23 protein-coding genes are annotated in these 24,911 nt (G+C 73.9%); 10 read left to right on the top strand and 13 right to left on the bottom strand.

What is annotated here, in order from left to right; translation table 11 throughout:
- Positions 1 to 28 precede the first annotated feature (28 nt).
- On the bottom strand, positions 29 to 865 hold the full coding sequence (locus GXW83_RS08070) for a Nif3-like dinuclear metal center hexameric protein (protein ID WP_182442329.1): 837 nt from the start codon (positions 863 to 865) through the stop codon (positions 29 to 31).
- A gap of 258 nt (positions 866 to 1,123) precedes the next feature.
- Here GXW83_RS08070 and GXW83_RS08065 point away from each other — a divergent pair, with 258 nt between their 5' ends.
- Both GXW83_RS08065 and GXW83_RS08060 read left to right on the top strand, forming a co-directional pair.
- Positions 1,124 to 3,496, top strand: coding sequence for a S9 family peptidase (locus GXW83_RS08065; protein ID WP_182442319.1), 2,373 nt, complete (start codon positions 1,124 to 1,126; stop codon positions 3,494 to 3,496).
- Positions 3,497 to 3,724: 228 nt separating this feature from the next.
- Positions 3,725 to 3,898: a hypothetical protein gene (locus tag GXW83_RS08060; RefSeq protein WP_182442317.1), complete on the top strand. Its 174-nt coding sequence runs from the start codon at positions 3,725 to 3,727 to the stop codon at positions 3,896 to 3,898.
- A gap of 32 nt (positions 3,899 to 3,930) precedes the next feature.
- Here the strand turns inward: GXW83_RS08060 and GXW83_RS08055 are convergent, their stop codons facing one another.
- The 4 genes from GXW83_RS08055 to GXW83_RS08040 form a co-directional block, all read right to left on the bottom strand.
- Positions 3,931 to 4,887 (bottom strand): 3-oxoacyl-ACP reductase, encoded by a 957-nt coding sequence (locus GXW83_RS08055; RefSeq protein ID WP_182442315.1) that lies wholly within the window; start codon positions 4,885 to 4,887, stop codon positions 3,931 to 3,933.
- Between the two features lie 62 nt (positions 4,888 to 4,949).
- Positions 4,950 to 6,026: a Zn-dependent alcohol dehydrogenase gene (locus GXW83_RS08050; RefSeq protein ID WP_182442312.1), complete on the bottom strand. Its 1,077-nt coding sequence runs from the start codon at positions 6,024 to 6,026 to the stop codon at positions 4,950 to 4,952.
- 51 nt (positions 6,027 to 6,077) lie between these two features.
- A complete protein-coding gene (locus GXW83_RS08045) occupies positions 6,078 to 6,944 on the bottom strand; it encodes a MaoC/PaaZ C-terminal domain-containing protein (protein WP_182442308.1) in 867 nt (288 codons plus the stop codon).
- Positions 6,945 to 7,289: 345 nt separating this feature from the next.
- Complete coding sequence (locus GXW83_RS08040) at positions 7,290 to 8,486, bottom strand: Nonspecific lipid-transfer protein (protein WP_182442299.1); 1,197 nt, start codon at positions 8,484 to 8,486, stop codon at positions 7,290 to 7,292.
- A gap of 264 nt (positions 8,487 to 8,750) precedes the next feature.
- Between GXW83_RS08040 and GXW83_RS08035 the strand changes: the two genes are divergently transcribed.
- Entirely contained in the window at positions 8,751 to 10,808 is a 2,058-nt protein-coding gene (locus tag GXW83_RS08035; protein ID WP_182442297.1) for a phosphocholine-specific phospholipase C, read from the top strand.
- An 80-nt stretch (positions 10,809 to 10,888) separates the two neighbouring features.
- On the opposite strand, the gene GXW83_RS08030 is transcribed toward GXW83_RS08035, so the two are convergent.
- Genes GXW83_RS08030 through GXW83_RS08020 form a run of 3 tightly spaced genes read right to left on the bottom strand, consistent with a single transcriptional unit; the run spans position 10,889 to position 12,919 of the window.
- Entirely contained in the window at positions 10,889 to 11,509 is a 621-nt protein-coding gene (locus GXW83_RS08030; protein WP_182442295.1) for a DJ-1/PfpI family protein, read from the bottom strand.
- A gap of 59 nt (positions 11,510 to 11,568) precedes the next feature.
- Positions 11,569 to 12,546, bottom strand: coding sequence for a GlxA family transcriptional regulator (locus GXW83_RS08025; RefSeq protein WP_225446834.1), 978 nt, complete (start codon positions 12,544 to 12,546; stop codon positions 11,569 to 11,571).
- A gap of 43 nt (positions 12,547 to 12,589) precedes the next feature.
- Positions 12,590 to 12,919 carry a putative quinol monooxygenase gene (locus GXW83_RS08020; protein ID WP_182442291.1) on the bottom strand — a complete coding sequence of 110 codons (330 nt, stop codon included), beginning with the start codon at positions 12,917 to 12,919 and terminating at the stop codon, positions 12,590 to 12,592.
- A 187-nt stretch (positions 12,920 to 13,106) separates the two neighbouring features.
- On the opposite strand from GXW83_RS08020, the gene GXW83_RS08015 reads away from it, so the two are divergent.
- The 6 genes from GXW83_RS08015 (at position 13,107) to GXW83_RS07990 (ending at position 18,934) form a co-directional block, all read left to right on the top strand.
- Positions 13,107 to 13,772 (top strand): class I SAM-dependent methyltransferase, encoded by a 666-nt coding sequence (locus GXW83_RS08015; RefSeq protein WP_182442288.1) that lies wholly within the window; start codon positions 13,107 to 13,109, stop codon positions 13,770 to 13,772.
- Positions 13,773 to 13,860: 88 nt separating this feature from the next.
- Positions 13,861 to 15,027: a hypothetical protein gene (locus GXW83_RS08010; RefSeq protein WP_182442286.1), complete on the top strand. Its 1,167-nt coding sequence runs from the start codon at positions 13,861 to 13,863 to the stop codon at positions 15,025 to 15,027.
- Entirely contained in the window at positions 15,017 to 16,078 is a 1,062-nt protein-coding gene (locus GXW83_RS08005; RefSeq protein ID WP_182442284.1) for an N-acetylmuramoyl-L-alanine amidase, read from the top strand. Before GXW83_RS08010 ends, GXW83_RS08005 begins: the two co-directional genes overlap by 11 nt.
- A gap of 89 nt (positions 16,079 to 16,167) precedes the next feature.
- Positions 16,168 to 17,418, top strand: a complete 1,251-nt coding sequence (locus GXW83_RS35280) for a hypothetical protein (protein WP_182442282.1) — start codon at positions 16,168 to 16,170, stop codon at positions 17,416 to 17,418.
- A gap of 131 nt (positions 17,419 to 17,549) precedes the next feature.
- Positions 17,550 to 18,560, top strand: coding sequence for an LLM class F420-dependent oxidoreductase (locus GXW83_RS07995; protein WP_182442280.1), 1,011 nt, complete (start codon positions 17,550 to 17,552; stop codon positions 18,558 to 18,560).
- Between the two features lie 101 nt (positions 18,561 to 18,661).
- Positions 18,662 to 18,934 carry a hypothetical protein gene (locus tag GXW83_RS07990; RefSeq protein ID WP_182442278.1) on the top strand — a complete coding sequence of 91 codons (273 nt, stop codon included), beginning with the start codon at positions 18,662 to 18,664 and terminating at the stop codon, positions 18,932 to 18,934.
- Here the strand turns inward: GXW83_RS07990 and GXW83_RS07985 are convergent.
- The 3 genes from GXW83_RS07985 to GXW83_RS07975 form a co-directional block, all read right to left on the bottom strand.
- Positions 18,931 to 20,019: a prenyltransferase gene (locus GXW83_RS07985; protein ID WP_182442277.1), complete on the bottom strand. Its 1,089-nt coding sequence runs from the start codon at positions 20,017 to 20,019 to the stop codon at positions 18,931 to 18,933. The genes GXW83_RS07990 and GXW83_RS07985 overlap by 4 nt on opposite strands.
- Positions 20,016 to 20,789: a class I SAM-dependent methyltransferase gene (locus GXW83_RS07980; protein WP_182442274.1), complete on the bottom strand. Its 774-nt coding sequence runs from the start codon at positions 20,787 to 20,789 to the stop codon at positions 20,016 to 20,018. The genes GXW83_RS07985 and GXW83_RS07980 overlap by 4 nt, the downstream gene beginning before the upstream one ends.
- Positions 20,790 to 20,887: 98 nt before the next feature.
- Complete coding sequence (locus GXW83_RS07975) at positions 20,888 to 22,225, bottom strand: glycosyltransferase family 4 protein (RefSeq protein ID WP_182442272.1); 1,338 nt, start codon at positions 22,223 to 22,225, stop codon at positions 20,888 to 20,890.
- A 290-nt stretch (positions 22,226 to 22,515) separates the two neighbouring features.
- Here GXW83_RS07975 and GXW83_RS07970 point away from each other — a divergent pair, with 290 nt between their 5' ends.
- Positions 22,516 to 23,109, top strand: a complete 594-nt coding sequence (locus GXW83_RS07970; RefSeq protein WP_182442270.1) for a TetR family transcriptional regulator — start codon at positions 22,516 to 22,518, stop codon at positions 23,107 to 23,109.
- Positions 23,110 to 23,147: 38 nt separating this feature from the next.
- Here GXW83_RS07970 and GXW83_RS07965 read toward each other — a convergent pair whose 3' ends face one another.
- Both GXW83_RS07965 and GXW83_RS07960 read right to left on the bottom strand, forming a co-directional pair.
- Positions 23,148 to 23,381, bottom strand: coding sequence for a ferredoxin (locus tag GXW83_RS07965; protein ID WP_182442268.1), 234 nt, complete (start codon positions 23,379 to 23,381; stop codon positions 23,148 to 23,150).
- A complete protein-coding gene (locus GXW83_RS07960) occupies positions 23,381 to 24,892 on the bottom strand; it encodes an aldehyde dehydrogenase (protein WP_182442266.1) in 1,512 nt (503 codons plus the stop codon). The genes GXW83_RS07965 and GXW83_RS07960 overlap by 1 nt, the downstream gene beginning before the upstream one ends.
- Positions 24,893 to 24,911: the final 19 nt, after the last annotated feature.

Here is a 24,911-nt window from a genome sequence, read left to right as displayed (position 1 = left end):
GGGGTGCTCCTTGGGTGTACGTCGAGGTTCAACGGTTTGCGGTCATCGGGGCGTGCAGCGTCCAGGGGTCGGTGACCTGGTGGGACACGCGGGTTTCCAGGGCCCAGCCGTGCTTCTCGGCGGCGGCGAGCAGTTCGCGTTCGGCGCTGCGCAGCCAGGGCCACTCGGTGGCCCAGTGCGCGGCGTCCACCAGGGCGAGCGGGCCGGCCTCGCGGGCCTCGGAGGCGGGGTGGTGGCGCAGGTCGGCGGTGACGTAGGCGTCCACGCCGCTGGCCCGGACGGCGTCGAAGAAGGAGTCGCCGGAGCCCCCGGCGACCGCGACCCGGCGGACGGGCCGGTCGGGGTCGCCGGCCGCGCGGACGCCTTGGGCGGTGGCGGGCAGCCCGGCGGCGACCCGGGCGGCGAAGGCGGAGAGCGGCTCGGCCTGCTCCAGCTCGCCGATCCGGCCGTGGCCCCGGCGTCCGGCCGGGTCGGTGGGGTCGGGGACGATCGGGCCGGTGATCCGCAGGCCGAGGGCCTCGGCGAGGGCGTCGGAGACGCCTGGGTCGGCGGAGTCGGCGTTGGTGTGGGCGACGAGGAGCCCGACGTCGTGCTTGATCAGGGTGTGCACGACCCGGCCCTTGAAGCTGTCGGCGGCGACTGTGGTGGTGCCGCGCAGGTAGAGCGGGTGGTGCGTGACCAGCAGGTCGGCGCCCCAGGCCACGGCCTCGTCGGCCACCGGCTGCACCGGGTCGACGGCGAACAGCACCCGTCGTACCTCGGCGTCCGGATCGCCGCACACCAGGCCGACGGCGTCCCAGGATTCGGCTCGCGCGGGCGGGTACAGCTCGTCGAGGAGGCGTCGGACGTCGGAAAGGATCGGCACCCGTCGACTTTACCGAAGTTTCCAGGGGCGATCCGACCGGTGGGTCGGCGGACGGGGGCGCGGCAACCGTCCGGGAGGGCCGCGCGGCCTCCTCACCCTTATGAGTGAAGGGTCATCGATCCGTTCGGGTGGTGCGGGTGACGTAAGTAGCGTCTGTTGGTGCGACGGGGGGCGCCGGTGCCCTCGCCTTTCCCGTGCGCATCCGGCCGAGGACCGCTGCGGCCCCTGGCCTCCTATCTCTCGGTGGTGAGCTACTCCATGACCATGACACCTCTCCCGCTGACGCCGGAGCCCACGCCGCCGCTGACGCTGGTGGGCACGCTGCCGCCGCCGAGGCACGTCTACGCGCCGGTGCTGCGGCGGCTGGGCTTCACCTTCTCGGCGGACGGGGCGTTCGCGGCCTGCCTGGCGACGACCGGGGACAGCGGCTGGTACCCGGAAAGCTGGTGGCTGGGCCGGGGAGCGGACGCCGGTGCTGCGGCGGCCGGGGGCGGGGCCGGAGCGGGAGCCGGAGCGGCGGGCGGCGCTGCGGCGGGGGCCGGAGCGGGCGGCGGCGGGGTGGCGGTGCCGGTGCCGCTGGTGCTCGGCGCGGGGGGCGGTGGCGGTGGCGGCTTCGGTGGCGGTGGCGGCTTCGGCGTCGGTGGCGGCGGCGGTGCCTGGGGCGGTGCGGCCGGGGGCGGTGCGGGTGGTGGTGGCGGCGGTGCCGGGGGCGAGGGGTCGGCGGAGGGCTCGGCGCCGGAGAGCCTGCGCTCGCAGCTGATCTCGCTGCAGGACGGGCGGGTCCTGATCTGCCGCCACCGGGAGGGGCGGCAGGAGCTGGTGGTCCGCGCCGCCTACACCTGGACCGGCCCGGGCACCGCACCCCCCGGCGGCGGCCAGGCCGGGCAGAGCGGCGGGCAGGCCGGGGGCGGCGGCCTTCCGGCGGTGTACGAGACCGGCGCCGGGACGCTGCACCTGCCCGGCCTGCGGCTGCTGGCGCTGCCCGCCGCCGAGCCCGGCGCGCCGGTCGCCGTGGCTCTGGGCACGGACCAGCGCTCGGTCACCTCGGTGTGGCTGATCAGCGCCGACGGTGCCGGGCCGCAGCAGGTGGCGGAGTTCTCCGGGCTGGCCGGGGGCGGCGTGTGGCTGGACCGGGGCGGGCGGATGCTGGCGCTGGACCACGTGCGCCGGGGCAAGCACGGGCCGGTGGTGAAGTCCGTCGCGCTGGATCTGGCCACCGGGGTGCTCAGCCCGCTGCTGGAGCTGGCCCCCGGCAGCAATGACCGCCTGGTCGCGGCCGACCCCGGCACCGGTCTGATCATCGTCCGCAGCGACGCCGCCGGGGAGGACCGGCTGGGGTGGGGCGTGCTCGGCGGCGACCAGCCGCTGCGGTTCCCCGACTGCCTGCACCGGTCGCAGCGCTTCCTGCGGCCGGTGGCGATCGAGCCGCCCGCCGATCCGGCGACCCCGGCGGCCGAACTGCGGGTGGCGTTGCAGTGCGACTGGGGCGCGAGCTCCTCGCTGGCGCTGTGGCGTCCCGCCGAGGGCCGCTGTGAGCCGCTGCCGGTGCCGCCCGGGCGGATGGGCGGTCTCGCCCACTGGTCCCCGGCCGGGCTGCGCGTCCCGTACTCCGCGCCCGACCACCCGGCCGGCATGGCGACGATCGATGTGGACCGGCTGCGGGAGGAGCCGCCGGAGGAGCGTCCGACGCCGACCATGCCGCTGCGGCTGGCGCCGTTGCAGGGCGGCTCGGCCGGGATGAACAGCCTGCTGCGCCGGATGCCCAAGGGCGGCTCGGTGCGGGAGCTGCGGCCCACCCGGCCCGGCTGGCGGCTGGACGGCAGCTCCGCGCCGAGCGAGGGCGGCCGCTGGCACCCCGCGCGGACCTGCGAACTGGCCGGCGCGGCCGGCCGACTGGAGGCGGTGGTGTACGGCGGGGACAGCTGGCTGACGGCCCAGCACCTGGTGCTGGCGCTGCACGGCGGCCCGGCCGACGCCTGGCGGATGGAGTTCGATCCGACGCTGCAACGGATGGCCGCCGAGGGCCTGTCGGTGGTCGCGCCCAACCAGCGCGGCTCCACCGGCTACGGCGTCGAGCACGCGCAGGCGCTTCAGGACGCCTGGGGCGGGCCCGACCTGGACGACGTGCTGGCGCTGCTGACCAGCGTCAGCGGGCACCGCGTCGCCCTCGGGCTCGAACCGGCGTCACTCTTCGGGGTGAGCTACGGGGCGTTCCTGGCGCTGCTCGCGGCCTGCTCCTCGCCGGCGCTGGTGGCGCGCTGCGCGGTGGTCGCGCCGTTCCTGTCGGGCGCGCGGCTGATGCAGGAGGCGACGCCCGGGGTGCAGTCGCTGACCACCCGGATGGGCGGGGCGCAGGAGCCCGGCGACGGGCGCGGCCCCCGGGACGTCCTGCGGCTGTGCCACCGGCTGACCGCCCCGCTGCTGGTGGTGCACGGCGACCGGGACGAGGTGGTGCCGGTCGGGCAGTCGCGGACGCTGCGCGAGGAGCTGCTGCGGATGGGGCGCAGCGAGGGCGCGGACTTCCGCTATGTGGAGGCGGCCGGGGCGGGGCACGAGGTGCTGGCGGAGGAGTCCGGCCCGGTGCTGAACGAACTGCTGGCGAGCTTCCTGCGCACAGGGCGGACGACCTGATCCGAGGGCCCGTTCCGAGGGCTCGGTCCGACCGCCTGTTCCGAGGGCCTTGATTGAATATGGTGCGCATGGGGCAGATGAACTGTCATAGGGTGACAACTCCTCACGCCGTGGCGGGGCGGGCTCCGCGCGCGCCCGGCATCCATGGCCGTACCCGCATGCCGACGTACCCGCATACCGACGTATCGACGTATCGACCGACAGACACAGACGGAGAAGACGACTCTCATGTCCGATGCCCTCACCGACATCACTGAGAACCGCCTGGACGCCCCGCCGGGCTCCGAAGGAATCGGCGCCATCGCCGGCAGGCACCGTGGCACGGTGGCTGACGACGACGTCGAGGGCCGCCGCGAACCGGCGGGCCATGGACGCCACCGCCGGGCCGTCAGCGCCGACTGAACCTGGCCGTTCCGAGATGAACTGACTGACCGTCAATCGCCCTTCGCCGCATCGCGGGTGAGGCCGAGGACGGACAGGTTGGCATAGCCGTCGCCGGGCGTGCGGGCGTCGTAGAAGGGGCTGAGCTGCTCGTCCAGCTCGGCCGGGGTGAAGAAGTCCTTCGCAGCGTCGAACTTGGCCAGCACCGGCGGCTGCCCCAGGACGGCCACCATGCCGCCGTGGACCACGAACAGCTGCCCGTTGACGTGATGCGCGGCGGGTGAGGCCAGGTAGCCGACGAGCGGCGAGACATGCTCGGGGGCGAGCGGGTCCACGCCCTGGTCCGGCGCGCCCATGGAGCCGACGAAGACGTCCTCGGTCATCCGGGTGCGGGCGCGCGGGCAGATCACATTGCTGGTCACTCCGTACCGGGCCAGGGCGGAGGCGCAGCTGAGCGTCAGTCCGACGATGCCGCCCTTGGCCGCCGCGTAGTTGGGCTGCCCGGCCGAGCCGGCCACGAACGCCTCCGAGGAGGTGTTCACGATCCGCCCGTACACCGGCGCGCCCGACTGCTTGGCCCGGTCGCGCCAGTGCGCGGCGGCGGCGCGGGTGGTGGCGAAGTGGCCGCGCAGGTGGACCCGGACGACCGAGTCCCACTCGTCCTGCGACATGGAGAAGACCATGCGGTCGCGCAGGATGCCCGCGTTGTTGACCAGCACATCCAGCCGGCCGAAGCGGTCCACGGCCAGATCCACCAGCTCGCGGGCCGCGTCCAGGTCGGCGACGTCGCCGTAGTGGGCGACGGCACTGCCGCCCTCGGCCAGGATCGCCGCGACCGTCTCGTCCGCCGGCGCGGCCGACACCGCGCCGCTGCCGTCGCGCCCGGGCGCGCCGAAGTCGTTGACGACGACGTTCGCGCCCAGCCGGGCCAGCTCCAGCGCCTCGGCCCGGCCGAGGCCGCGCCCGGCACCGGTGACGACGGCGGTCCTGCCCTGCAGCGAGGTGCTCATGCCGGGGCCTCCTTGCTCGTTGGGGTGGTCGGTTGCGTGGGCGGGATCGGTCGTGGCGGCGCTCAGAGGTCGATGACGGTGCGCAGGGCCTCGCCGGTGCGCATCTGCTCGATGGCGTCGTTGACGCTCTCCAGCCGGACGTGGTGGGTGATCATGCCCGCCAGGTCCAGCCGCCCGGCCCGCCACAGGTCGATGACGGTGCGGTAGCCGCGCAGCACGTCCGCGCCCCCGTACAGCGAGGGCAGGATGCGCTTCTCGTTGAAGAACAGTTCGAACATGTTGAACTGCGCGTTGTCGTCCATCGCTCCCGCGCCGACCACGACCAGCGCGCCGCCGCGCCGGGTCGCGTCGTACGCCGCGCGCACCGTCGCGGACCGGCCGACGACCTCGAAGGCGTAGTCGAAGCCCTCGCCGCCGGTCAGCCGCTGCTGCGCCTCGGCCAGGGCGTCCGGGGCGACCGCCTCGGTCGCGCCGAAGCGCAGCGCCCAGGCCCGGCGCGAGGCCACCGGGTCCACCGCGACGATCTGCGCCGCGCCCGCGACCCGCGCGCCCTGGATCGCGGCGATGCCGACGCCGCCGCAGCCGAACACCACCACCGAGGAGCCCGGTTCCAGCCGGGCGGTGTGCACGGCCGCGCCCACGCCGGTGGTGACACCGCAGCCGATCAGCGCGCCGATCTCGAACGGCACGTCGTCCGGCAGCTTCACCGCGCAGCCGGAGGCGACGACGCACTCCTCGGCGAAGGTGCCGGTGCCGGAGAAGCCGAAGATGTCGGCGCCGTCGTGGCGGTAGTTGGGCGTGCCCATGGTGGCGAAGCCTGCCAGGCAGAGATTGCCCTGGCCGCGCCGACAGCTGGGACAGGCCCCGCAGGGCGGCATCCAGCAGACGACCACGTGGTCGCCGACGGCCAGGCCCTCGACGTCGGCGCCGACCTCGGTGATCTCCCCCGCGCCCTCGTGGCCCGGGACGAACGGGGCGGGCTGCGGCAGGACGCCGCTCATCGCCGACAGGTCCGAGTGGCACAGGCTCGCGGCGCGCATCCGCACCCGGACCTGGCCCGGCCCGGTGGCCGGGAGTTCCACCCCGTCGTGTACTTCGAGCTTCTCCTGGCCGGTCTCGTGCAGGACTGCTGCGCGCATCTCGACTCCCTGTGCGGGTGGGCTGGTGTGCGGGCGTGCGGTTCGCCGGGGCTACTGCTGCCGGTGGGTGACGACGGTGTCGGCGAGGACGGGGGCGTCGGCGCGGTCCGCCGAGGTCGCGCTGACGAGAAGGCGCGCGCCCTCGTCCCAGATCCGCACGCGCAGCGTCTCCCCGGGGAAGAAGACCCCGGCGAAGCGGGCGGCACAGCTGAGGACGCGGTCGGCGTCGCCGCCGAGGACGGTGTCCACGACGGTCTTGAGGGTGATGCCGTAGGTGCACAGGCCGTGCAGGATCGGGGTGTCGAACCCGGCGAGCTTGGCGAAGTCCGGGTCGGCGTGGAGCGGGTTCCAGTCGCCGGAGAGCCGGTACAACAGGGCCTGGTCGTGCCGGACCGGGATCTCGCGCTGCCAGTCGGGGGCGCGCTCGGGCGGGGCGGTCCGGGTACTGGCGCCGCGCTCGCCGCCGAAGCCGCCCTCGCCGCGCGCGTAGATCTCGGTGTCGCAGGTCCACAGCGGTCCGTCGGCGTCGGCGGCCTCGCTGCGCATGATCAGCACCGCCGCCTTGCCCTTGTCGTACAGCCCGGCGAGCCTGCTGGTGAGGGTGGCGCGGCCGGATGCGGGGACGGGCCGGTGCAGGTCGATGCGCTGGCCGCCGTGCAGGACCCGGGCCAGGTCGATGTCGAGCCCGGGCAGGGTGAAGGCCCCCGCCTTGGCGAGCCCGCCGCCCGCGACGGTGACGAAACTGGGGAGGACCTGGAGGTCCTTCTCATAGGTGTAGCGCAGCTCATCGGGATCGGTGGCCGGGCGGTGCGCGCCCGCGCCCACGCCGAGGTGGTAGAGCAGGACGTCCTTCTGCTCCCAGGCGATGTCGGTGCTGCGGGGCGGGGCCGCGAGGGCGGCGGCGGGATCGATGGGCATCGCGGGTGTCTCCTTGCTGCGGCTCGGCGCGGAGGGGCTGCGGTCTGGTGGACCCCGACGCGGTCGTCCGCACAGCCGACTGCGCCGGGGCCGCTCGACGCGGGATCCGACTCAGCCGTACGGCCGGCCCCCGCGGGCTGGGTGGTGGAGCCGATGGGTGGTGAAGCTGGCGGATGGAGCGGAGCGGTAGAACTTGTTCTAGGTTTCTGCCCGACAGGTATAGCAAACCCCTCCGGCGTTGGCCATGCTTTCGGCACCGCGCGCCGCGCGCCGCGTCTCGACCCGCGGCCCCGCCGCACACAGCCTGCCGCCCGCGCAGCCCACCGCCCGCGCAGCGAGGCCGCGTTACGGCCGGACCAGCAGAGTGACCACGGCCGCGCCGCCGAGTCCGATGTTGTGCGCGAGCCCCACCCGCGCCCCGGCCACCTGCCGTCCCTCGGCCTCGCCGCGCAGCTGCCAGACCAGCTCCGCGCACTGCGCCAGGCCGGTCGCGCCGAGCGGGTGCCCTTTGGAGATCAGCCCGCCGGAGGGGTTCACCACCCAGCGTCCGCCGTGGGTGGTCGCCCCCTCGGCGACCAGCTTGCCGCTCTCGCCGTCCGCGCACATGCCCAGCGCCTCGTAGGTGAGCAGCTCGTTGACGGAGAAGCAGTCGTGCAGCTCGATCACGTCCACGTCCTCGATGCCCAGGCCCGACTGCGCGTAGACGGCCCGGGCGGCGGCCCGGCTCATGGGTTTGCCGACGACGTCGATGCAGGAGCCGGAGGCGAAGCTCTCCTCGGTGTCGGTGGTCATCGCCTGCCCGATGATCTCGACCGCGCGGTCCTCCAGGCCGTGCTCGCGGACGAAGCGCTCACTGGCGACCACGGCCGCCGCCGCCCCGTCCGAGGTGGGCGAGCACTGGAGCTTGGTCAGCGGCGCGTGGATCGTCCGGGAGCCGAGCACCTGCTCCAGGGTGTACTCGTCGCGGAACTGGGCGCGCGGGTTGGCGGTGGAGTGGCGGTGGTTCTTCACCCCGACCAGCGCCAACTGCTCGGCGGTGGTGCCGTAGCGCTCCATGTGCTCACGGGCGGCGTTGCCGAAGATCTGCGCGGTGGGCGGGGTCGCCGCGAAGCCGTGCCGGGCTGCCATCACGCCGTAGTGCCGCGCCACCGGGCTGGCGGCGAAGCCCTCGGCTCCGGCGCCGGAGCCGAGCGCACCCGGCCTCATCTGCTCGAAACCCAGCGCCAGCACGCAGTCGTTGAGCCCTCCGGCGACGAACTGACGGGCCATCATCAGGGCGGTCGATCCGGTGGCGCAGTTGTTGTTGACGTTGTAGACCGGGATGCCGGTCAACCCGAGCCCGTAGACCGCCCGTTGGCCCGCCGTGGACTGCTGCTGGCAGAAGCCCGCGGCGGCCTGCTCGACCAGGCCGTAGCCGATGCCGGCGTCGGCGAGGGCGGCTGCTCCGGCCTCCTTCGCCATGTCCCCGTAGTGCCAGTCCCGGGACTGCGGCTTCGCAAAACCGGTCATGCCGACGCCGACGAGATACGTTTTCTGAGCCATCGTCAACTCGCTCTCCCAGTGGGCGGACAGGGTTTTACTGACGCACCATCAGATTAGAACCTGTTCCACTCCTGCGACAGTCCCCGCCGCCGGGCCGCAGGCCGCACCCGGCACGCAAGATTCACCTGCTGATACCACGCAGCCTTGTTCCGTTCACGCCATCCATACGCCACAGTTTCCGGCATGGCACACCGTGCTACTGGCCCGTAACCACCTGGTTGCCGGGCTGCTCCTGCCTGCCCGCCCCCACAACCTGGAGACCGCGTGTCCCCCCTCTCACGCCGTACGTTCCTCGGCTCCGCCGCCGCTCTGGGCGCCACCCTCGGCCTTGAGGTCCTGCCCGGCAGTGCCCCCCGTGCCGCAGCCGCGACCGGCACCACCGGCACCATCGCCGACGTCAAGCACGTCGTGGTACTGATGCAGGAGAACCGCAGCTTCGACCACTACTTCGGGTCGCTCCAGGGCGTGCGCGGTTTCGCCGACCGCTCCGCGATCGCGGTGGCCGGCGGGTACTCGGTGTTCAACCAGGCCAACGGCTCGGGCAGGCAGTACCCGTGGCAGCTCAGCGCCACCGACACCTGGTACTTCGGGACCAGCGGCGAGACCCTGGCGCAGTGCGACGGCTCGCTGGACCACGGCTGGGCCACGCAGCACTCCGCCTGGAACAACGGCCTCATGGACAGCTGGGTCTCGGCCAAGGGCTCGGTCCGCACCCTGGGCTACATGAACCGGTCCGACATCCCGTTCCACTACGCGCTGGCCGACAACTGGACCATCTGCGACGCGTACCACTCCTCCATCATCAGCGCGACCGGCCCCAACCGGACGTACCTGTGGAGCGGCACGATCGACCCGGCCGGCACTGCGGGCGGCCCCGCCTACGACGGCGGTTCGGAGAGCGGACTGGGCTGGCAGACCTACGCCGAGGCGCTGCAGAACGCCGGCGTCAGCTGGAAGGTCTACCAGAACGCGAGCGACAACTTCGGCGACAACGCCCTGGCGTACTTCAAGCAGTTCGCCAACGCCTCCACCAGCAGCACGCTGTACCAGCGGGGCATGGCCTCGGTGCCGGGCAGCGGCGCCACCCCGGACGACATCGCCGCCGCGATCAAGGCCGACGCGCTCGCCGGAACGCTGCCCCAGGTGTCCTGGGTGGTCGCCGACCAGGCCCACTCCGAGCACCCCGACGCCCCTCCCGGCAACGGCGCGTACTTCGTCAACGAGGTGATCCAGGCGCTGGCCGCCGACAGCGACACCTTCAACTCGACCGTGGTGTTCCTGAACTACGACGAGAACGACGGCTTCTTCGACCACGTGCCGCCGCCGGTCGCGCCCGCCGGAACCGCCGGGGAGTCCTACGACAACACCGCCATCGGCCTGGGCTTCCGCGTCCCGATGGTGGTCATCTCCCCCTGGTCGCGCGGCGGTTGGGTCGACTCCCAGGTCTACGACCACACCTCGGTGATCCGCTTCCTGGAGACCTGGACCACCGCCCTGGGCACCCCCGCCGCCTGCCCCAACATCAGCGCCTGGCGCCGCCAGGTCTGCGGCGACCTCACCGGCGCCTTCGACTTCACCAAGCCGGTCTACGGCCTGCCGTCGCTGCCCGCGGCGCCCGCCACCACCTCGCAGGCCACCTGCAACGTCATGGTGAACCCCTCCCCCGGCAACAACGCCATGCCCACCCAGGAGAGCGGCACCCGCCCGGCCCGGGCCCTGCCGTACCAGCCCAACGGCAGCGTGGACCGGCTGGAGTTCGACGCCGACAACCAGATCCTGCTGTGGATCGACATGCAGAACCAGGGCGCCGCCGCGACCAGCGCCGCGCACTTCGCCATCTACGCCAACCAGTACCGCACCGGCGGCCCGTGGCAGTACACCGTCCCGGCCGGCGGCAGCACCAGCGACTTCTTCAACATCGGCAACGGCAACGGCAACGGCGCCTACGACCTGACCCTGATCGGCCCCAACCGCTTCCTGCGGCACTTCGCCGGCAACGCCACCACCATCGGCGCCAACCTGGAGGCCAAGAGCAGCTACGCGGTGGCCTCCGGCACCGGCAAGCTCGCGGTGTGGTTCACCATGACCAACGCCGCCGCCTCCGGCAAGACCGCCGTCTTCACCATCACCTCCACCAACTACCGCAGCGACGGCCCGTGGACGTACAGCGTTCCGGCAGGCGGCAGCACCAGCGACTTCTTCAACGCGGTCGCGTACGACAACGGCTGGTACGACTTCACCGTCACCAACAACCTGGACCCGGCCTGGTCCCGCCGCTTCACCGGCCACCTGGAGACCGGCAGCGCCAGCGTCACCGGCTGACCGGCCAGGACCCCGCACGCCGACCCGGACCGGAGGCTTCCCGGTCCGGGTCGGCGCACGTCCGGCCCCGGCCCGAGGGCCTAGCGCCGGGCCGCCACGTAGTCCCTGACCTCCTGCGGGGCCTTGGCGTACGAGCCGGAGTCGAACGGCGGCTGCGGGTCGTACTCGATGGCCAGCTGGATCGCCTCGGCGACCGTGCGCCCGGCGATCATCCCGGCCAGGGTGAGGGCCATGTCGATGCCGGAGGAGACCCCGGCCGCGGTGACCGTCGTGCCCTGCACCACCACCCGCTCGGCGGTGTAGCGGGCGCCGTACGCCTCCAACAGCTCGACCGCGCTCCAGTGGGTGGTGGCGTCCAGGCCCTCCAGCAGCCCGGCCGCCCCGAGCAGCAGCGAGCCGGTGCAGACGGACGTGGTCCAGGCGGTGGTCGCGTCGATGCGGCGGATCCAGTCCACCAGGGCCGGGTCGTCCACGCCGCGCCGGGCGCCCGGGCCGCCGGGGACCAGCAGGATGTCGGCGGAGTCGACGTCGGCGAAGGCGGCCCCGGCGGTCAGCGTCAGCTGCCCGGCCCCGTCCACCACCGGCCCGGGGGCGGCGGCGGCGAAGACCACGTCGGCGTCCGGCAGCATGCGGAGGACCTCGTAGGGGCCGACCGCGTCGAGTGCGGTGAGGCCGTCAAAGATCGGAATGACGATACGCATGGCGAAGTCCCTCTGTTCGGTTCGTGCACAACGGAGTTGGTGTGGGGACGGCGTCGGCTTCAGCCGGTGCCGGAGGAGGAGAAGCGGCGGCGGTACTCGGCCGGGGTCGCCCGGACGGTCCGCCGGAAGCTGCGGTGCAGGGTCTCCACCGTGCCGAAGCCGCAACTGCGGGCGATGGCCTCGATAGAGGTGTCGGTGGTCTCCAGCAGGCGGCGGGCGGCCTCGATCCGGGCGGTCTCCACGTAGGCGGCCGGGGTACGGCCGGTCTCCGCATGGAACACCCGGGCGAAGTTGCGCTCGCTCATGGCGGCGCGCGCGGCCAGCGCGGGCACCGTCAGATCGGCGTCCAGATGGTCCGCCAGCCAGGCCTGCAGCTCGCGCAGCGGGGCCCGGGGCGGGCGCTGCGCCGCCAGCTGGGTACTGAACTGGGCCTGTCCGCCCGGGCGTTGGACGAACATCACCAGCTGCCGGGCGACCGCCCGGGACAGCTCCGGCCCGTGGTCGGCCTCGGCCATGGCCAGTGCCAGGTCGATACCGGCGGTGATCCCGGCCGAGGTCCAGACGTCGCCGTCGCGGATGAAGATCGGGTCCGGATCGACCGTGATCCGGGGGTAGCGCTGCGCCAGCTCCCCGCACCTGGACCAGTGCGTGACCGCCCGCCGCCCGTCCAGCAGCCCGGCCTCCGCCAGCAGGAACGCCCCGCTGCAGACCGAGGCGGTACGCCGGGCCCGGGCGGCGGTCCGCCCGAACCAGCCCACCAGGCGGCTGTCCTCGCAGGCCGACAGCACGCCCCTGCCGCCGACCGCCACCAGGGTGTCCACCGGCCCGGTGACCTCGTCGATCGTCCCGGTCGGCAGCACCGCGATGCCGCCGGTGGCGGCGACCGGCCCGGGCGCGGCGGCCACGACGTGGATCTCCACGCCCCTGCCGCCGCCCTCGGTCAACCGTCCGACCTGCGCGAACACCTCGTGCGGACCGGTCAGGTCAAGGATCTGGAAGTCCGGGAAGACCACGAACACGATGCGTCGGCTGCTCACCCGTCCATCATCGGCCGCCGCGTCCCTGGCTGCCATGACACGCCTATGACGATTCCTGCCACCGCCCGCCCGAACCGGCCACCGCCTCCAGGAAGGTCACCTCCACGCCGCTCAGGTACTGCTCGCGCTCGGCCAGGAACCGCACGGTGTGCGGCTGCGCCTCGTGCGCGTCGAACGCCCGCCGATCCGCGTACAGCTCGTAGAAGATCCGCAGCAGCGGCTCACCGGGCACCGCGTGCACGGTGTAGACGAGCGTCCCCGGTTCGTGCGCCCCGATCTCCGGCAGCGTCCGCGCCACCAGCGCATCGAACCCGGCCGCCGCCTCCGCATCGCGCAGCGCGAACCGCACCACCAACCCGAACCCGCCACTCATCAGCTCTCCTCTCCCCCGACCGGACCTGTCGCCCAGCAGTATCCGTGACCAGGCCTGCTGCCGTGCTGCCGTCCACCGAGTCGGGCGGCTGGGGGAGATGTGGTGATCCGTACCGTCGAGTAGGGTCCACTCGGACGGCTACGTCCTCATGGCGTTCACAGGCGCACCAGACCAGGGAGAGCAGCGGATGACGGACACGGCGCAGGTGGCAGGGGTACCGGCGGCGCCGTCGCCGGGGGCCGGGGTGCTGGCGGCGTTCGAGGCGGCGACCGGTTTCATGCCCGTGGACGAGGGGCTGGCGCTGTACGCGGCGGCCGTCGAGGCCGCGCAGCGCACGGGCCTGCCGCTGCTGGAGGTCGGCAGCTACTGCGGGCGCTCCACGATCCTGCTCGCCGACGCCGCCCGGCAGGCCGGGACGCTGGCGCTGACCGTCGACCACCACCGGGGCTCGGAGGAGCAGCAGCCCGGCTGGGAGTACCACGACGCCTCGCTGGTCGACCCGGAGGTGGGCCTGATGGACACCCTGCCCCGGTTCCGCCGGACCCTGCACGCCGCCGGGCTGGAGCCGTACGTGATCGCGCTGGTCGGGCGGTCTCCGCAGGTCGCGGCCGTGTGGGGGGCGCCGCTGGGGCTGGTGTTCGTCGACGGCGGGCACACCGACGAGCACGCCACCGCCGACTACGAGGGCTGGGTTCCGCACCTGGCGCCGGGCGGGGTGCTGGTCGTCCACGACGTCTTCCCGGACCCGGCGGACGGCGGGCAGGCGCCGTACCGGATCTATCTGCGGGCGCTGGCCGAGGGCTTCACCGAGGTGTCGGTGCACGGATCGCTGCGGGTGCTCCGGCGGGACTGACCCCGACCTTGGGCCAACCCGGGGCCCCCGCACGCGCGGTTCGGTACCGTGGCCGGAACAGGGCGGGTAAGAGGGGTGAGGTCCAGTCGTGTCCGACACGGAAGACAGCACGCCGGCGGTATGGGATCCGTCGGCCCGCGACGGCGCGGGCGGCTGGGTGCGCCGCCGCGACCCGGCGCGGCCGGGCGTCCCCGCGCCGTCGCCCGCGCCTGCGCCCTCGCCCTCGGCGGAGCAGCCGTCGTCGTCGGAGAGCGCCGGCGGCCCGGTCGGCGGGGGCGACGAGGAGCCGACGGCGCTGCTGCCGAGGATCCCCGAGCCGCCGAGGGTCCGGCCGTACCTGTCGGCCTCGCCGTCGCTGCCGACGCCTCCCCCGGCTGCCGGGCCGCACGAGCCCGCCGGGGGCGGGCTGCCGCTGTTCCGCCCGGATCCGGCGCAGCCGATCCAGGCCGTCCAGCCGCAGCGACCGCCCCTCTACCCTCAGCCCGGCGGGTACCCGTACCCGCAGCCCGGGCCCGGACCGGTCCAGGCGGCCGAGGAGCCGGGGCGGCGGATCAGCAGGCCGCTGCTGGTGGCGGCCGTGATCGTGGCGGCTGCCCTGCTGGGCGGGGTCGCCGTGTGGGCGCTGGGGCCGAGCGGCTCGTCCGGGCACCCGGCCGCGAGCGGCTCCCGGCCGCCGGTCGGCGCGGCGACGGGCAGCGCCCCGGCCCAGGGCTCCCCGGGGGCGCCGGGCGGTGCGCCCGGCGGCGGCTCGGGCAGCGCCGCGCCCAGCGGCTCGGCGAACGCCTCCCCCGGCGGCGGTCAGGCCGAGGCCGCAGCGGTGGACCAGCTGCTGGCGCAGAGTTCGTCGTCCCGGCAGCAGGTGGTGGACGCGGTGGCGGCAGCGGCGCAGTGCGCTACCCCGGCCGACGTGTCGGCGGCGCAGACCGCCCTCACCCAGGCGGCGTCCGCGCGCCAGGCGCTGGTGAGCCGGCTGGACGCGCTGGACGTCACGCAGGTGCCGGGCGGGGCTGCCGCGGTGCAGGTGCTCGCCAAGGCGTGGACGGAGTCGGCCGCCGCCGACACGGCCTACGCGGCCTGGGCCGGTGACCTGGCCGCCTCCGGCTGCACCCCCGGCAACGCCCCGCAGAACGCGGACTACGCCAACGGCGGTACGCAGAGCGGTCTGGCGACCACCGACAAGAACACGTTCATCGACCTGTGGACGCCGATCGCCATGCAGTACGGCCTGCCGACGAGGACTGCGGATGCCATCTGACCAGCCCTTCGACTCTCCCCTCGATCCTCCCCTGGACCAGTCGTCCGACCGTCCGTCCGACCGCTACGACTCCGGTTCCGGCAGCGGGCCGGGCGGGCGGCAGCGCGGCATACGCGCGGCCACGCTGGTGATCGTCCTGGCCGCGCTGGTGCCGGTCTGCTTCGCCGGGTGGCTGGGCTGGCGGGCGCTGCACGGCGGGGGCGGCGGCTCGGGGACGGTCGCGGTGGCGTCCACGGCCGGGGCGTCGGCGAGCAGGCGGTCGGGCTCCGACGCGGCGGCCTCGGCATCCGCGTCGGCTTCCGCCAAGGCACCGGTGGCGGGAACGGCGTCCGGCGCGGCGTCGGCCTCGGCCGGTGCCGGGAGCGCCGCGCTGCCGCTGGCCGGGAAGGTCGTGGTGATCGACCCGGGCCACAACCCCGACAACTACCAGCACCCCTCGCAGATCAACGCGCTGGTGAAGGTCGGCAACGGCAGCAAGGCGTGCGACACCACCGGCACGGAGACCGACGCCGGATACCCGGAGGCGGACTTCACCCTGGACGTCGCCCGGCGGGCCCGTGCCCTGCTGGAGGCCGAGGGCGCGAAGGTGGTCTTCACCCAGGACGGCAACCTGCCCTGGGGGCCGTGCGTCACGCAGCGGGCGGCGATCGGCAACCTGGCCCACGCCGACGCGGCGATCTCCATCCACGGCGACGGCGCCGGGGCCGACCAGTACGGCTTCCATGTGATCCTGCCCGCGCTGGTGGACGCCGGCGGGGCCGACACCGGACCGATCGTCGGGCCCTCGCGCACGCTGGGCCTGGACGTGCGGTCGGCGTTCCACAGCGCGACCGGCGAGCCCTTCGCCACCTACATCAACAACGGGACCGGCCTGGACGTCCGCAGCGATCTCGGCGGACTCAACCTCTCCACCGTGCCGAAGGTCTTCATCGAGTGCGGCAACATGCGCAACTCCACGGACGCGGGCCGGATGACCTCGCCCGCCTGGCGTCAGCGCGCCGCCCAGGGAATCGCCTCCGGCCTCAGTGCCTTCCTGCTGCACCCGAACTGACACGCTTGCTCAGCTAGCACTATCTTTACCGCTCACGCCGTACGCTATGGCCGGTCTTACCATCATCACTCACGAGAGGGCTCGACTCGGTGAACCTCCGAACCGTTACCAGGGGGGACGCCGCGCTCGCGTTTGCGGCTCTCCTGCTGCTGATCTCCTCGTTCCTGCCCTACTACACGGTGAACTCGTCGCTGTGCTCCCTCGCCAACACCAGCTGCTCCGAGAGCGCGTGGAGCACGGACGGGATCACGCTGCTGGCGTCGGTGTTCCTGCTGGGGATCATAGGTGCGCTGCTGGTGCTCGCCGGTCGGCTGCGCCCGGTGGACGTCAAGGTCGTGGGCATCCAGGTGAGCCACTGGGGGACCGTGCTGACCGTCGCCGCGCTGTGGTCGGCGCTGTGGGGCCTGTTCAGCGGTAACGGCAACGTCGGCATCGGCGCGGGGGCCTTCCTCGGCTTCCTCGGCGCGCTGATCGCCGCGGGCGCGGCGGTGGCGACGCCGCTGGTCCCGGCGCTGGCCGTGCCGGTGGCGCCCGCGCAGAGCCAGCCGGGCGGTTACCCGCAGGGGCAGCCGGGGGCGTACTTCCACGGCCAACCGGTGCAGCAGGGCCAGCCCGGCCAGCCGTTCGGCGCGCCGCAGGCCGGGCACCCGGGCCAGGCCGGCGGCTACGGCTACCCGGCCCCGGGCGCCAACCAGCCCGAGGGGCAGCCGGGCGGCTACGGGTACGGCCAGCCGCAACAGGGGCAGCCGTTCGGCGGCCAGTTCCACGGCGGCCAGCCGTCGTTCGGGGGCCAGCCCGCCGCACAGTCCCCGGAGGCAGCCGCGCCCGCCGCACCCGCCGCCGCGGCGCAGCAGTCGGCGGCCCCGCAGGACGCCGCCCCGCAGGCCGACCGCCCGACGTCGCTGCTCAAGCCGGTGACGCCGGAGCCGGCGCCGGAGACCGAGGCCGCCGCCGAGTCCGGCGCCGAGCCTGCTGCCGACCGGGCCGCCGCCGAGCCCGCCACTGCCGAGCCGGTCCGCGCCGGGTCGCCGGACGAGCCCGCCGCCGAGCCGGTGTCCAACCCCACGGTGCAGTTGGCCGCGCAGCCGCAGGCCCAGCCGCAGCCCGCCGACGCCGCTCCGGCGGCAGCGGCCGCGCCCGCCTTCGCGCCGTTCTGGTTCGCCGTCCCGGCGGTCCGTTCGCTGGCCCCCGAGCAGGGCCAGGGCGGGGCGCCGGTCGGCGAACTCGTCCCGGGCACCTGGTACCTGGCGATCGCCCAGGCGGGCGACGCCCTGCTCACCCAGACCCAGGAGGGCAAGCGCGGCCTGCTCACCGACGTCTCGGGGATTCAGCGCGGCTGACCCCGCACAGCTGCCGCACGTGCGGGCCGGGACGGCAACCGTTCCGGCCCGCACGGCCGTTGTGGTCCGGCGGTGCGCGGCCTAGGCTCGACCCGGTGATCTGACACACCATCAGAAATGGGGTCTGCGCCATGCGCCTCGGACTCGCACTCGGCTACTGGGGCGCCGCGCCCACGCCCGGGTTCGTCGAACTCGCCCAGGAGGCCGAGCGTCTGGGCTACCACTCGGTGTGGACCGCCGAAGCCTGGGGCTCCGACGCCTTCACCCCGCTGACCTGGATCGCCGCCCACACCAGCCGCATCCGACTGGGCACCGCCGTGGCGCAGATGGCGGCCCGCACACCCACGGCCACCGCCATGCACGCGATGACCCTGGACCACCTGTCCGGGGGCAGGTTCATGCTGGGCCTGGGCCTGTCCGGGCCGCAGGTCGTCGAGGGCTGGTACGGCCGCCCCTTTCCGCGCTCCCCGCTCAGCTCGGTCCGTGCGTACGTCGATGTGGTCCGCCAAGTGCTGCGCCGGGAGCGACCGGTGGCCCTGGACGGCGCCTACCACCCGCTGCCCTACACCGGCGCCGACGGCACCGGTCTGGGCAAGCCGCTGAAGCCGATCCTGCACCCGCTGCGCGCGGACCTGCCGATCCTGCTCGGGGCCGAGGGCCCCAGGAACATCGCCCAGACCGCGCGCATCGCCGACGGCTGGCTGCCGCTGTACTTCTCCCCCGAGCACGCCGACGCGCACGCCGACGCCCTGGCCGCCGCCGGTCCCGGCTTCACCGTCGCCCCGTTGGTCCAGGCCCGGGTCTGCGACGACGTCGCGGCCGGACTGGCGCCGATCCAGGCCATGCTCGGCTTCTACATCGGCGGCATGGGCGCCCGCGGACGCAACTTCCACGCGGACCTGATGGCCCGGATGGGGTACGAGGCCGAGGCCCGCCGCATCCAGGAGCTGTTCCTGGCCGGGAGGCAGGCGGAGGCGGTCGCCGCCGTCCCGGCCGCGTTCGCCGACGAGATCTCCCTGGTCGGGCCGCGCGAGCGGATCGCCGAACGGCTGGAGGCGTGGCGGACCGGCCCGGTGACCGACCTGCTGGTCACCGCCCGCGACCCGGGCACTCTGCGCGCCCTGGCGGAGCTGGTGCTCTGACCGGACCGGCGTTGCGCCCCCGGCTGCCTGACGGACGTGAACAGCCGCCACTGACAGCCCCCGTACGGTTTCCGGCCGGTGGTGGCGGGCAAGCGACTGCCATGAGTGGACTAACCCGTCTGATCGCACTAGCAGCCAACCTGGCGGCACTGATACTGGTCGCCTGGATCGTCCTCTACCTCTTTGACGCCAGCACTGGGAACAGTGTCGTGCACTGGTTCCAGCAGGCGGCCGACTGGCTTGCGACGTGGTCGAGGAGCCTCTTCGACGGCGTCCACAACAACAAGCTGCACGCCCTGCTGGTCTTCGGCATCCCGGCGCTGGTGTATGCCGCTGTCGGCAACGGCATCCACCAGACCGCCAACCGGGCCTAGCCCTGGGCTTCCTGGACGCAGCAGTCGTCGGCCAGGCCCGCGGGCAGGCCGTCGCCGCCGAACACCGTGGTGGTCGCCTCGTCACCGCCGAGCGCGGCCACCGCGAGCAGCAGCGCGCCCGCCGTCCAGGTGGTGCGCTCCTCGGGCCAGACCGCGTCGTCCTCGAAGACGAAGCCCGTCCAGTAGCCGCCGTCCGTGTGGCGGAGGTGCTGGATGGAGCGGAGGATCTCCACGGCGCGGTCGGACTGGCCCACCGCCCAGAGCGCCAGGGCCAGTTCGGCGCTCTCGCCGCCGGTGACCCAGGGCCGGTCGTCCACGCAGCGCACGCCCAGGCCGGGGACGACGAAGCGGTCCCAGTCGCGCTCGATCCGCTCCTTGGCGGCGACCCCGCGCAGCGCCGTGCCCAGGACGGGGTAGTACCAGTCCATGGAGTAGCGGTCCTTGTCGAGGAACCGCTCGGGGTGGCAGGCGATCGCGTGGCCCAGCTGACCGGCCGCCAACTCCCAGTCGGGCTGCGGTTCTTCGAGGTAGTCGGCGATGGCCAGCGCGCAGCGCAGCGCGTGGTGGACGCTGGAGCTGCCCGTGAGCAGCGCCTCCTCGGGGGCGGTGCCGTCCTCGTCGCGGCGCCAGGCAACGGTGCCGTCGGTGCGCTGGAGGTCGACGACGAAGCCCATGGCGCGGACGACCGTGGGCCACACCTCCTCCAGGAAGGCGTCGTCGCCGGTGGTGAGGTGGTGGTGCCAGGCGCCGACGGCGATGTAGGCGCAGAAGTTGGACTCCCGGCTGCGGTCGGTCACCACGCCGTCGGTGTAGGCGGAGTACCAGGAGCCATCCGGGTTCTGATGACGCATCAGCCAGCGGTAGGCGGCTTCGGCGGCGGCGTGCTCGCCCGCGACGTCGAGCGCCATGGCGGCCTCGGTGTGGTCCCAGGGGTCGAGGTGCCCGCCGGTGAACCAGGGGATGGCTCCGTCGGCGCGCTGGTCCGCGAGGATGCTGCGGACGGTCGCGGCGGCCTGCCCGGCGTCCAGGACCCCGGGCAGGACCAGGACCTCGGGGACGGCGACGGGGCCCGTGCCCGCCGTCACCCGAGCCCCTCGGGGGCGTCGAGCCCGGCGGCCGTGCCGGACGCGCGGTTCTGCGGCTTGGTCGCGTAGGCCACGAAGCTCTTGCCGATCAGCGGGTTCAGCGCGGCCTCGGCGGCGCGGGTGAGCCGGCTGACGACGGGGGTGCCGACGATGTCCCAGACCAGCAGCTGGTGGTAGGCCTTCACCGGGAGCGCCTGGTCGTTGTCGACGCCCATGGCGCACTTGATCCACCAGTACGGCGAGTGCAGCGCGTGCGCGTGGTGCTGCCCGTAGGGGGTGAGCCCGGCCTCGCGCATCTTCTCGACCAGCTCGTCGCCGCGGTAGATGCGGATGTGGCCGCCCTCGACCTCGTGGTAGGCGTCGGAGAGCGCCCAGCAGATCTTCTCCGGGAGCCAGCGCGGCACGGTGACGGCGATGGATCCGCCCGGCTTGAGCACCCGGACCATCTCGGCCAGGACGCCCTTGTCGTCCGGGATGTGCTCCATCACCTCGGAGATGATGACCTTGTCGAAGCTGTCGTCCGGGAAGGGCAGCGCCAGCGCGTCGCCCTCCATGGCCACGGCGGCGGCGCCGGCCGGGGCCTCGCCCTCCTGCTCCATGGCCGCGAACCAGCGCTTGACCTCGCGGATCTCCTCGGCGCTGCGGTCCAGGGCGACGACCCGGCCGCCGCGCCGGTACACCTCGAAGGCGTGTCGGCCGCCACCGCAGCCCAGGTCGAGCACCCGGTCGCCGGGGGCGATCGGGAATCGGGAGAAGTCGACGGTCAGCACGGTCGTGGGACTCCATTCACTTCGACGGGCAAGGCGGTGCGGCTGCGGTCACGGCACGGAGGGGAGGGCGGACGGGCGCGGGGCTGCGCGGGCCGGGACTACACGTAGCGCCAGCCGTCGCCCGACCGGGCCCGTTGCCCGGCTCCGGTGGCGATCGCCTCGCGGTAGCGCTCGGCGGTGAGTTCCGCCGCCCGCTCCCAGGTGAAGCGGTCCAGGACGCGTTGCCGCCCGGCCGCGCCGATGCGGCGGCGCAGCCCGGGGTCGTCCAGCAGCCGTCCCAGGGCGGCGGCGAGCGCGCTCGGGTCGGCCGGGGGCACGGCCAGGCAGGTCTCGCCGTCGGGCCCGGCGACCTCGGGGATGGCCCCGCCGGTGCTGGCGACCAGGGGCGTGCCGGTGGCCATGGCCTCGGCGGCGGGCAGCGAGAAGCCCTCGTACAGGGAGGGGACGCAGGCCACCTGGGCGCTGCGGACCAGGTCGACGAAGGCCGCGTCGTCGATGCCGCCGCGGAACTCGACCGCGCCCTCCAGGCCCAGCCGCCGGATGGCCTCGGCGACCGGCCCGTCCTCGCGGCGCCTGCCGACGACGACCAGGTGCGCGTCCCGCTCGGTGCGGACCTTGGCGAGCGCCTCGACCAGGTGGATCAGGCCCTTGAGCGGGACGTCCGCGCTCGAGGTGGTGACGATCCGTCCGGGGACCTCGGCGACCGACGGGTCCGGCGACCACAGCCGTACGTCGGCGCCGATCGGCACCACGTGCACCCGCTCCGGGCGGACGCCGAGGTGTTCGGTGATCTCCCGGCCGGAGCTCTGCGAGACCGTCAGCACCGAGTCCAGCCGCCGGGCCACCCGCTTCTGCATCCGGGTGAAGCCGTACCAGCGGCGCACCGAGAGCTGCTTGGTGATGCCGTGGGCGGCGGCCAGCTCCAGCTCGCGGTCGACGGTGACCGGGTGGTGGATGGTGGTGACCAGCGGGAAGCCGATCCGGTCCAGGCCGAGCAGGCCGTAGCCGAGGGTCTGGTTGTCGTGGACGACGTCGAAGCGGCCGCGGTGCAGGGCCAGGTGGCGGCGGGCGCGCAGGCTGAAGGTCAGCGGCTCGGGGAAGCCGCCGGTGCGCATGGTGGCGTACTCCAGCAGGTCGACCGGGCCGCGGAACTCGCCCGGTCGCGGGTTGCGGAACGGGTCGGGGCTCCGGTAGAGGTCCATGCTGGCGATCTTGGTGAAGCCGAGGCGTCCGGACGCGTCGCCGTCGACCGGGTCCAGCACCGGGTAGGGCTGGCCGCCGAGGACCTCGACGTCGTGGCCCAGCCGGGCGAGTTCGCGCGACAGGTGGCGGACGTAGACGCCCTGGCCGCCGCAGAAGGGGTTGCCCTTGTAGGAGAGCAGGGCGATCCGCAGGGGCCGGTCAGCGGGCACCGAGTCCCGCGCAGCACTGGTCACCTAGGGTCGTCTCCTCTACAAAGTCCTGCAGGAACCGCTGAAAGCACTGCCGTCGTCCACCGCCACCAGCCCCACGTACTCCCGGCAGCCACCCCAGTCAGGGTAATCTAGAACACGTTCCAATGATGGAGCGCCGGAGACTTGAGGTTACCGGCACGTAGTGGAACGCCTGGTGGCAGGGCAGGTGATTCGCGCCACCCCGCCCTCCTGCGCCATCATGACGAACACCGGGCGGCCCGGGAGACCGGGCGCCCGTTCGTCCCAGGGCACCGGCAGACGGGGGATCGCACGTGACCACCAACCCCAGACCGTCCGCACCCCCGCTCACCGAGCGGCAGGAGGCCCGCCGCAGGCGCATCCTGCACGCCGCGGCGCAACTGGCCTCGCGCGGCGGCTTCGACGCCGTGCAGATGCGCGAGGTCGCCGAGCTCTCCGGCGTGGCCCTGGGCACGCTGTACCGGTACTTCCCCTCCAAGGTGCACCTGCTGGTGGCGACCATGCAGGACCAGCTCCAGCTCACCCAGGACGCGGTGCGCAAGCACCCGCCGCTCGGCGACACGCCCGGCGCCCGGGTCACCGAGACGCTCATGCGCACCTTCCGCAGCCTGCAGCGCGAACCGCAGCTGGCCGAGGCCATGGTCAGGGCGCTGACCTTCGCCGACCGCTCGGTGAGCGCCGAGGTCGACCAGGTCAGCCGGCTGACGACGGCACTGATCGCGGACGCCATGGGGCTCGACCGCCCGCCGACCCGCGAACAGCTCGCGGCCGTCCGGGTGATCGAGCACACCTGGCACTCGGCCCTGGTCACCTGGCTCTCCGGCCGGGCGTCGATCGCGCAGGTCCGGATCGACCTGGAGACCGCCTGCCGGCTCCTCGGGGAGTAGGCGGCGGCGCGGAGGCGTCGGCGGTCCTCGCTCAGCCGTCAGTCCTCCGGCGGGAAGACCGGCTCGCCGCTCCCGGCCAGCAGCAGCGTGATCGCCTCGACCGGGCAGCCCTCGGCGGCGGCCAGCAGCGCCTCCGAGGCGTCCGTCTCGGCCTCGGCCGGGTGCGACTGGCGGGCCCCGTCCAGCCGGAAGCCGTCCGGGGCGGCGGCGGCGCACAGGCCGGAGCCTATGCACACCGACCGGTCCACCTGCACCGTCCAGCGGTCGCCCATCAGACCCCCTCCCCCTCCCCCTCCGGCGCCGGGGCCTGCTCCGGGGCCTTCTCCGGAGCCTGGTAGCCCTGCGGGAGGTGCACGGTCTGGTACTCCAGGAACCCGGTCAGGCCCTCGGGGCCGAACTCGCGGCCGATGCCGGAGTTCTTGAAGCCGCCGAACGGGCCGTTGAAGTCCAGCCCGAAGGTGTTCACCGAGTAGGTGCCGGTGCGGACCTGACGGGCCACGTCGATGCCGTGCTCGACGTCGCTGCACCAGACGCTGCCGGACAGGCCGTAGTCGGAGTCGTTGGCGATCCGCACCGCGTCCGCCTCGTCCTCGTACCCGATCAGGCAGACGACCGGGCCGAAGATCTCCTCCCGGGCGACCCGCATCCGGTTGTCGACGCCGCCCAGCAGCGTCGGCTCGACGTACCAGCCGGTGGGCCGGTCGGCGGGCACCCCGCCCCCGGCGAGGACCTTGGCGCCCTCCTCCTGGCCGATCCGGATGTAGTCCAGGCTGCGCTGCTGCTGGCGGCGCGCCACCAGCGGGCCGACCTGGGTGGCCTCGGCCAGCGGATCGCCGACGACCAGCGCGTCCACCGCGGCGGCCAGCCGCTCGGCGGTCTCCTGGTAGCGGCTGCGGGCGACCAGGATCCGGGTCTGGGCCACGCACGCCTGACCGTTGTTCATGTAGGCGGAGCCCATGAGGCCGTCGACGGCGGCGTCCAGATCGGCGTCGGGCAGCAGCAGCGCGGCGGACTTGCCGCCCAGCTCCAGGGTGATCCGGGTGAGGTTGCGCGCCGCCACCTCCATGATCCGCTTACCGGCCGGGACCGAGCCGGTGAAGGAGATCTTGTCGATGCCGGGGTGCGCCACCAGGTACTCGCTGACCTCGCGGTCGGCGGGCAGGATGCTGAGCACCCCCTGCGGCAGACCGGCGTCACGGCAGATCTCGGCGAGGATGTAGGAGTCCAGCGGGGTCTCCGGCGAGGGCTTGAGCACGACCGCGCAGCCGGCGATCAGCGCCGGGGCGAGCTTGGCCGCCGCGACGAACTGCGGGACGTTCCACGGGATGACGGCGGCGACGACGCCGACCGGGGCGCGGCGCACCAGCAGCGGGTTCAGCACGCCGGCCCGGTGCTCCTCGAAGGCGAAGCCCCGGGCGGTGGCGATGGCCGAGTCCCAGATCATCATCGGACCGTATGCCTGGGCGAGGATGGACCAGGAGTAGGGCGAGCCGTTCTCGGAGCTGATACAGCGCGCTGTCTCCTCGGCGCGGGCCGCGATGCCGTCCTTGATCCGCCCGCACACGGCCAGCCGCTCCTCCAGCGGCATCCGGGGCCAGGGGCCGGAGTCGAAGGCCCGGCGGGCGACGGCGACGGCGCGGTCGACGTCGGCGCGGGAGGCGTGCGGAACCCGGCCGATGACCTCCTCGCTGTGCGGGGAGACCACCTCGATGACCTCCCCGCCGGCCGGGGCCACCAGTTCCCCGCCGATGACGAGCTGGCTGTACTCCACTACCTCGGTCATGCCCGGGCTCCCTACTGAC

It is taken from the genome of Streptacidiphilus sp. PB12-B1b (genome assembly GCF_014084125.1).
Lineage (GTDB): Bacteria > Actinomycetota > Actinomycetes > Streptomycetales > Streptomycetaceae > Streptacidiphilus.
The sequence above is the reverse complement of the archived record's forward strand: the minus strand, read 5'-3'. Positions and strand labels throughout refer to the sequence as shown.

What these genes read in the sequence shown, in the direction of transcription:
- GXW83_RS08065 (WP_182442319.1), top strand. Translation starts at nt 1,124, where the DNA reads ATGACCATGACACCTCTCCCGCTGACGCCGGAGCCCACGCCGCCGCTG.
- GXW83_RS08060 (WP_182442317.1), top strand. Translation starts at nt 3,725, where the DNA reads ATGTCCGATGCCCTCACCGACATCACTGAGAACCGCCTGGACGCCCCG.
- GXW83_RS08055 (WP_182442315.1), bottom strand. Translation starts at nt 4,887, where the DNA reads ATGAGCACCTCGCTGCAGGGCAGGACCGCCGTCGTCACCGGTGCCGGG.
- GXW83_RS08050 (WP_182442312.1), bottom strand. Translation starts at nt 6,026, where the DNA reads ATGCGCGCAGCAGTCCTGCACGAGACCGGCCAGGAGAAGCTCGAAGTA.
- GXW83_RS08045 (WP_182442308.1), bottom strand. Translation starts at nt 6,944, where the DNA reads ATGCCCATCGATCCCGCCGCCGCCCTCGCGGCCCCGCCCCGCAGCACC.
- GXW83_RS08040 (WP_182442299.1), bottom strand. Translation starts at nt 8,486, where the DNA reads ATGGCTCAGAAAACGTATCTCGTCGGCGTCGGCATGACCGGTTTTGCG.
- GXW83_RS08030 (WP_182442295.1), bottom strand. Translation starts at nt 11,509, where the DNA reads ATGCGTATCGTCATTCCGATCTTTGACGGCCTCACCGCACTCGACGCG.
- GXW83_RS08020 (WP_182442291.1), bottom strand. Translation starts at nt 12,919, where the DNA reads ATGAGTGGCGGGTTCGGGTTGGTGGTGCGGTTCGCGCTGCGCGATGCG.
- GXW83_RS08015 (WP_182442288.1), top strand. Translation starts at nt 13,107, where the DNA reads ATGACGGACACGGCGCAGGTGGCAGGGGTACCGGCGGCGCCGTCGCCG.
- GXW83_RS08005 (WP_182442284.1), top strand. Translation starts at nt 15,017, where the DNA reads ATGCCATCTGACCAGCCCTTCGACTCTCCCCTCGATCCTCCCCTGGAC.
- GXW83_RS07995 (WP_182442280.1), top strand. Translation starts at nt 17,550, where the DNA reads ATGCGCCTCGGACTCGCACTCGGCTACTGGGGCGCCGCGCCCACGCCC.
- GXW83_RS07990 (WP_182442278.1), top strand. Translation starts at nt 18,662, where the DNA reads ATGAGTGGACTAACCCGTCTGATCGCACTAGCAGCCAACCTGGCGGCA.
- GXW83_RS07965 (WP_182442268.1), bottom strand. Translation starts at nt 23,381, where the DNA reads ATGGGCGACCGCTGGACGGTGCAGGTGGACCGGTCGGTGTGCATAGGC.
- GXW83_RS07960 (WP_182442266.1), bottom strand. Translation starts at nt 24,892, where the DNA reads ATGACCGAGGTAGTGGAGTACAGCCAGCTCGTCATCGGCGGGGAACTG.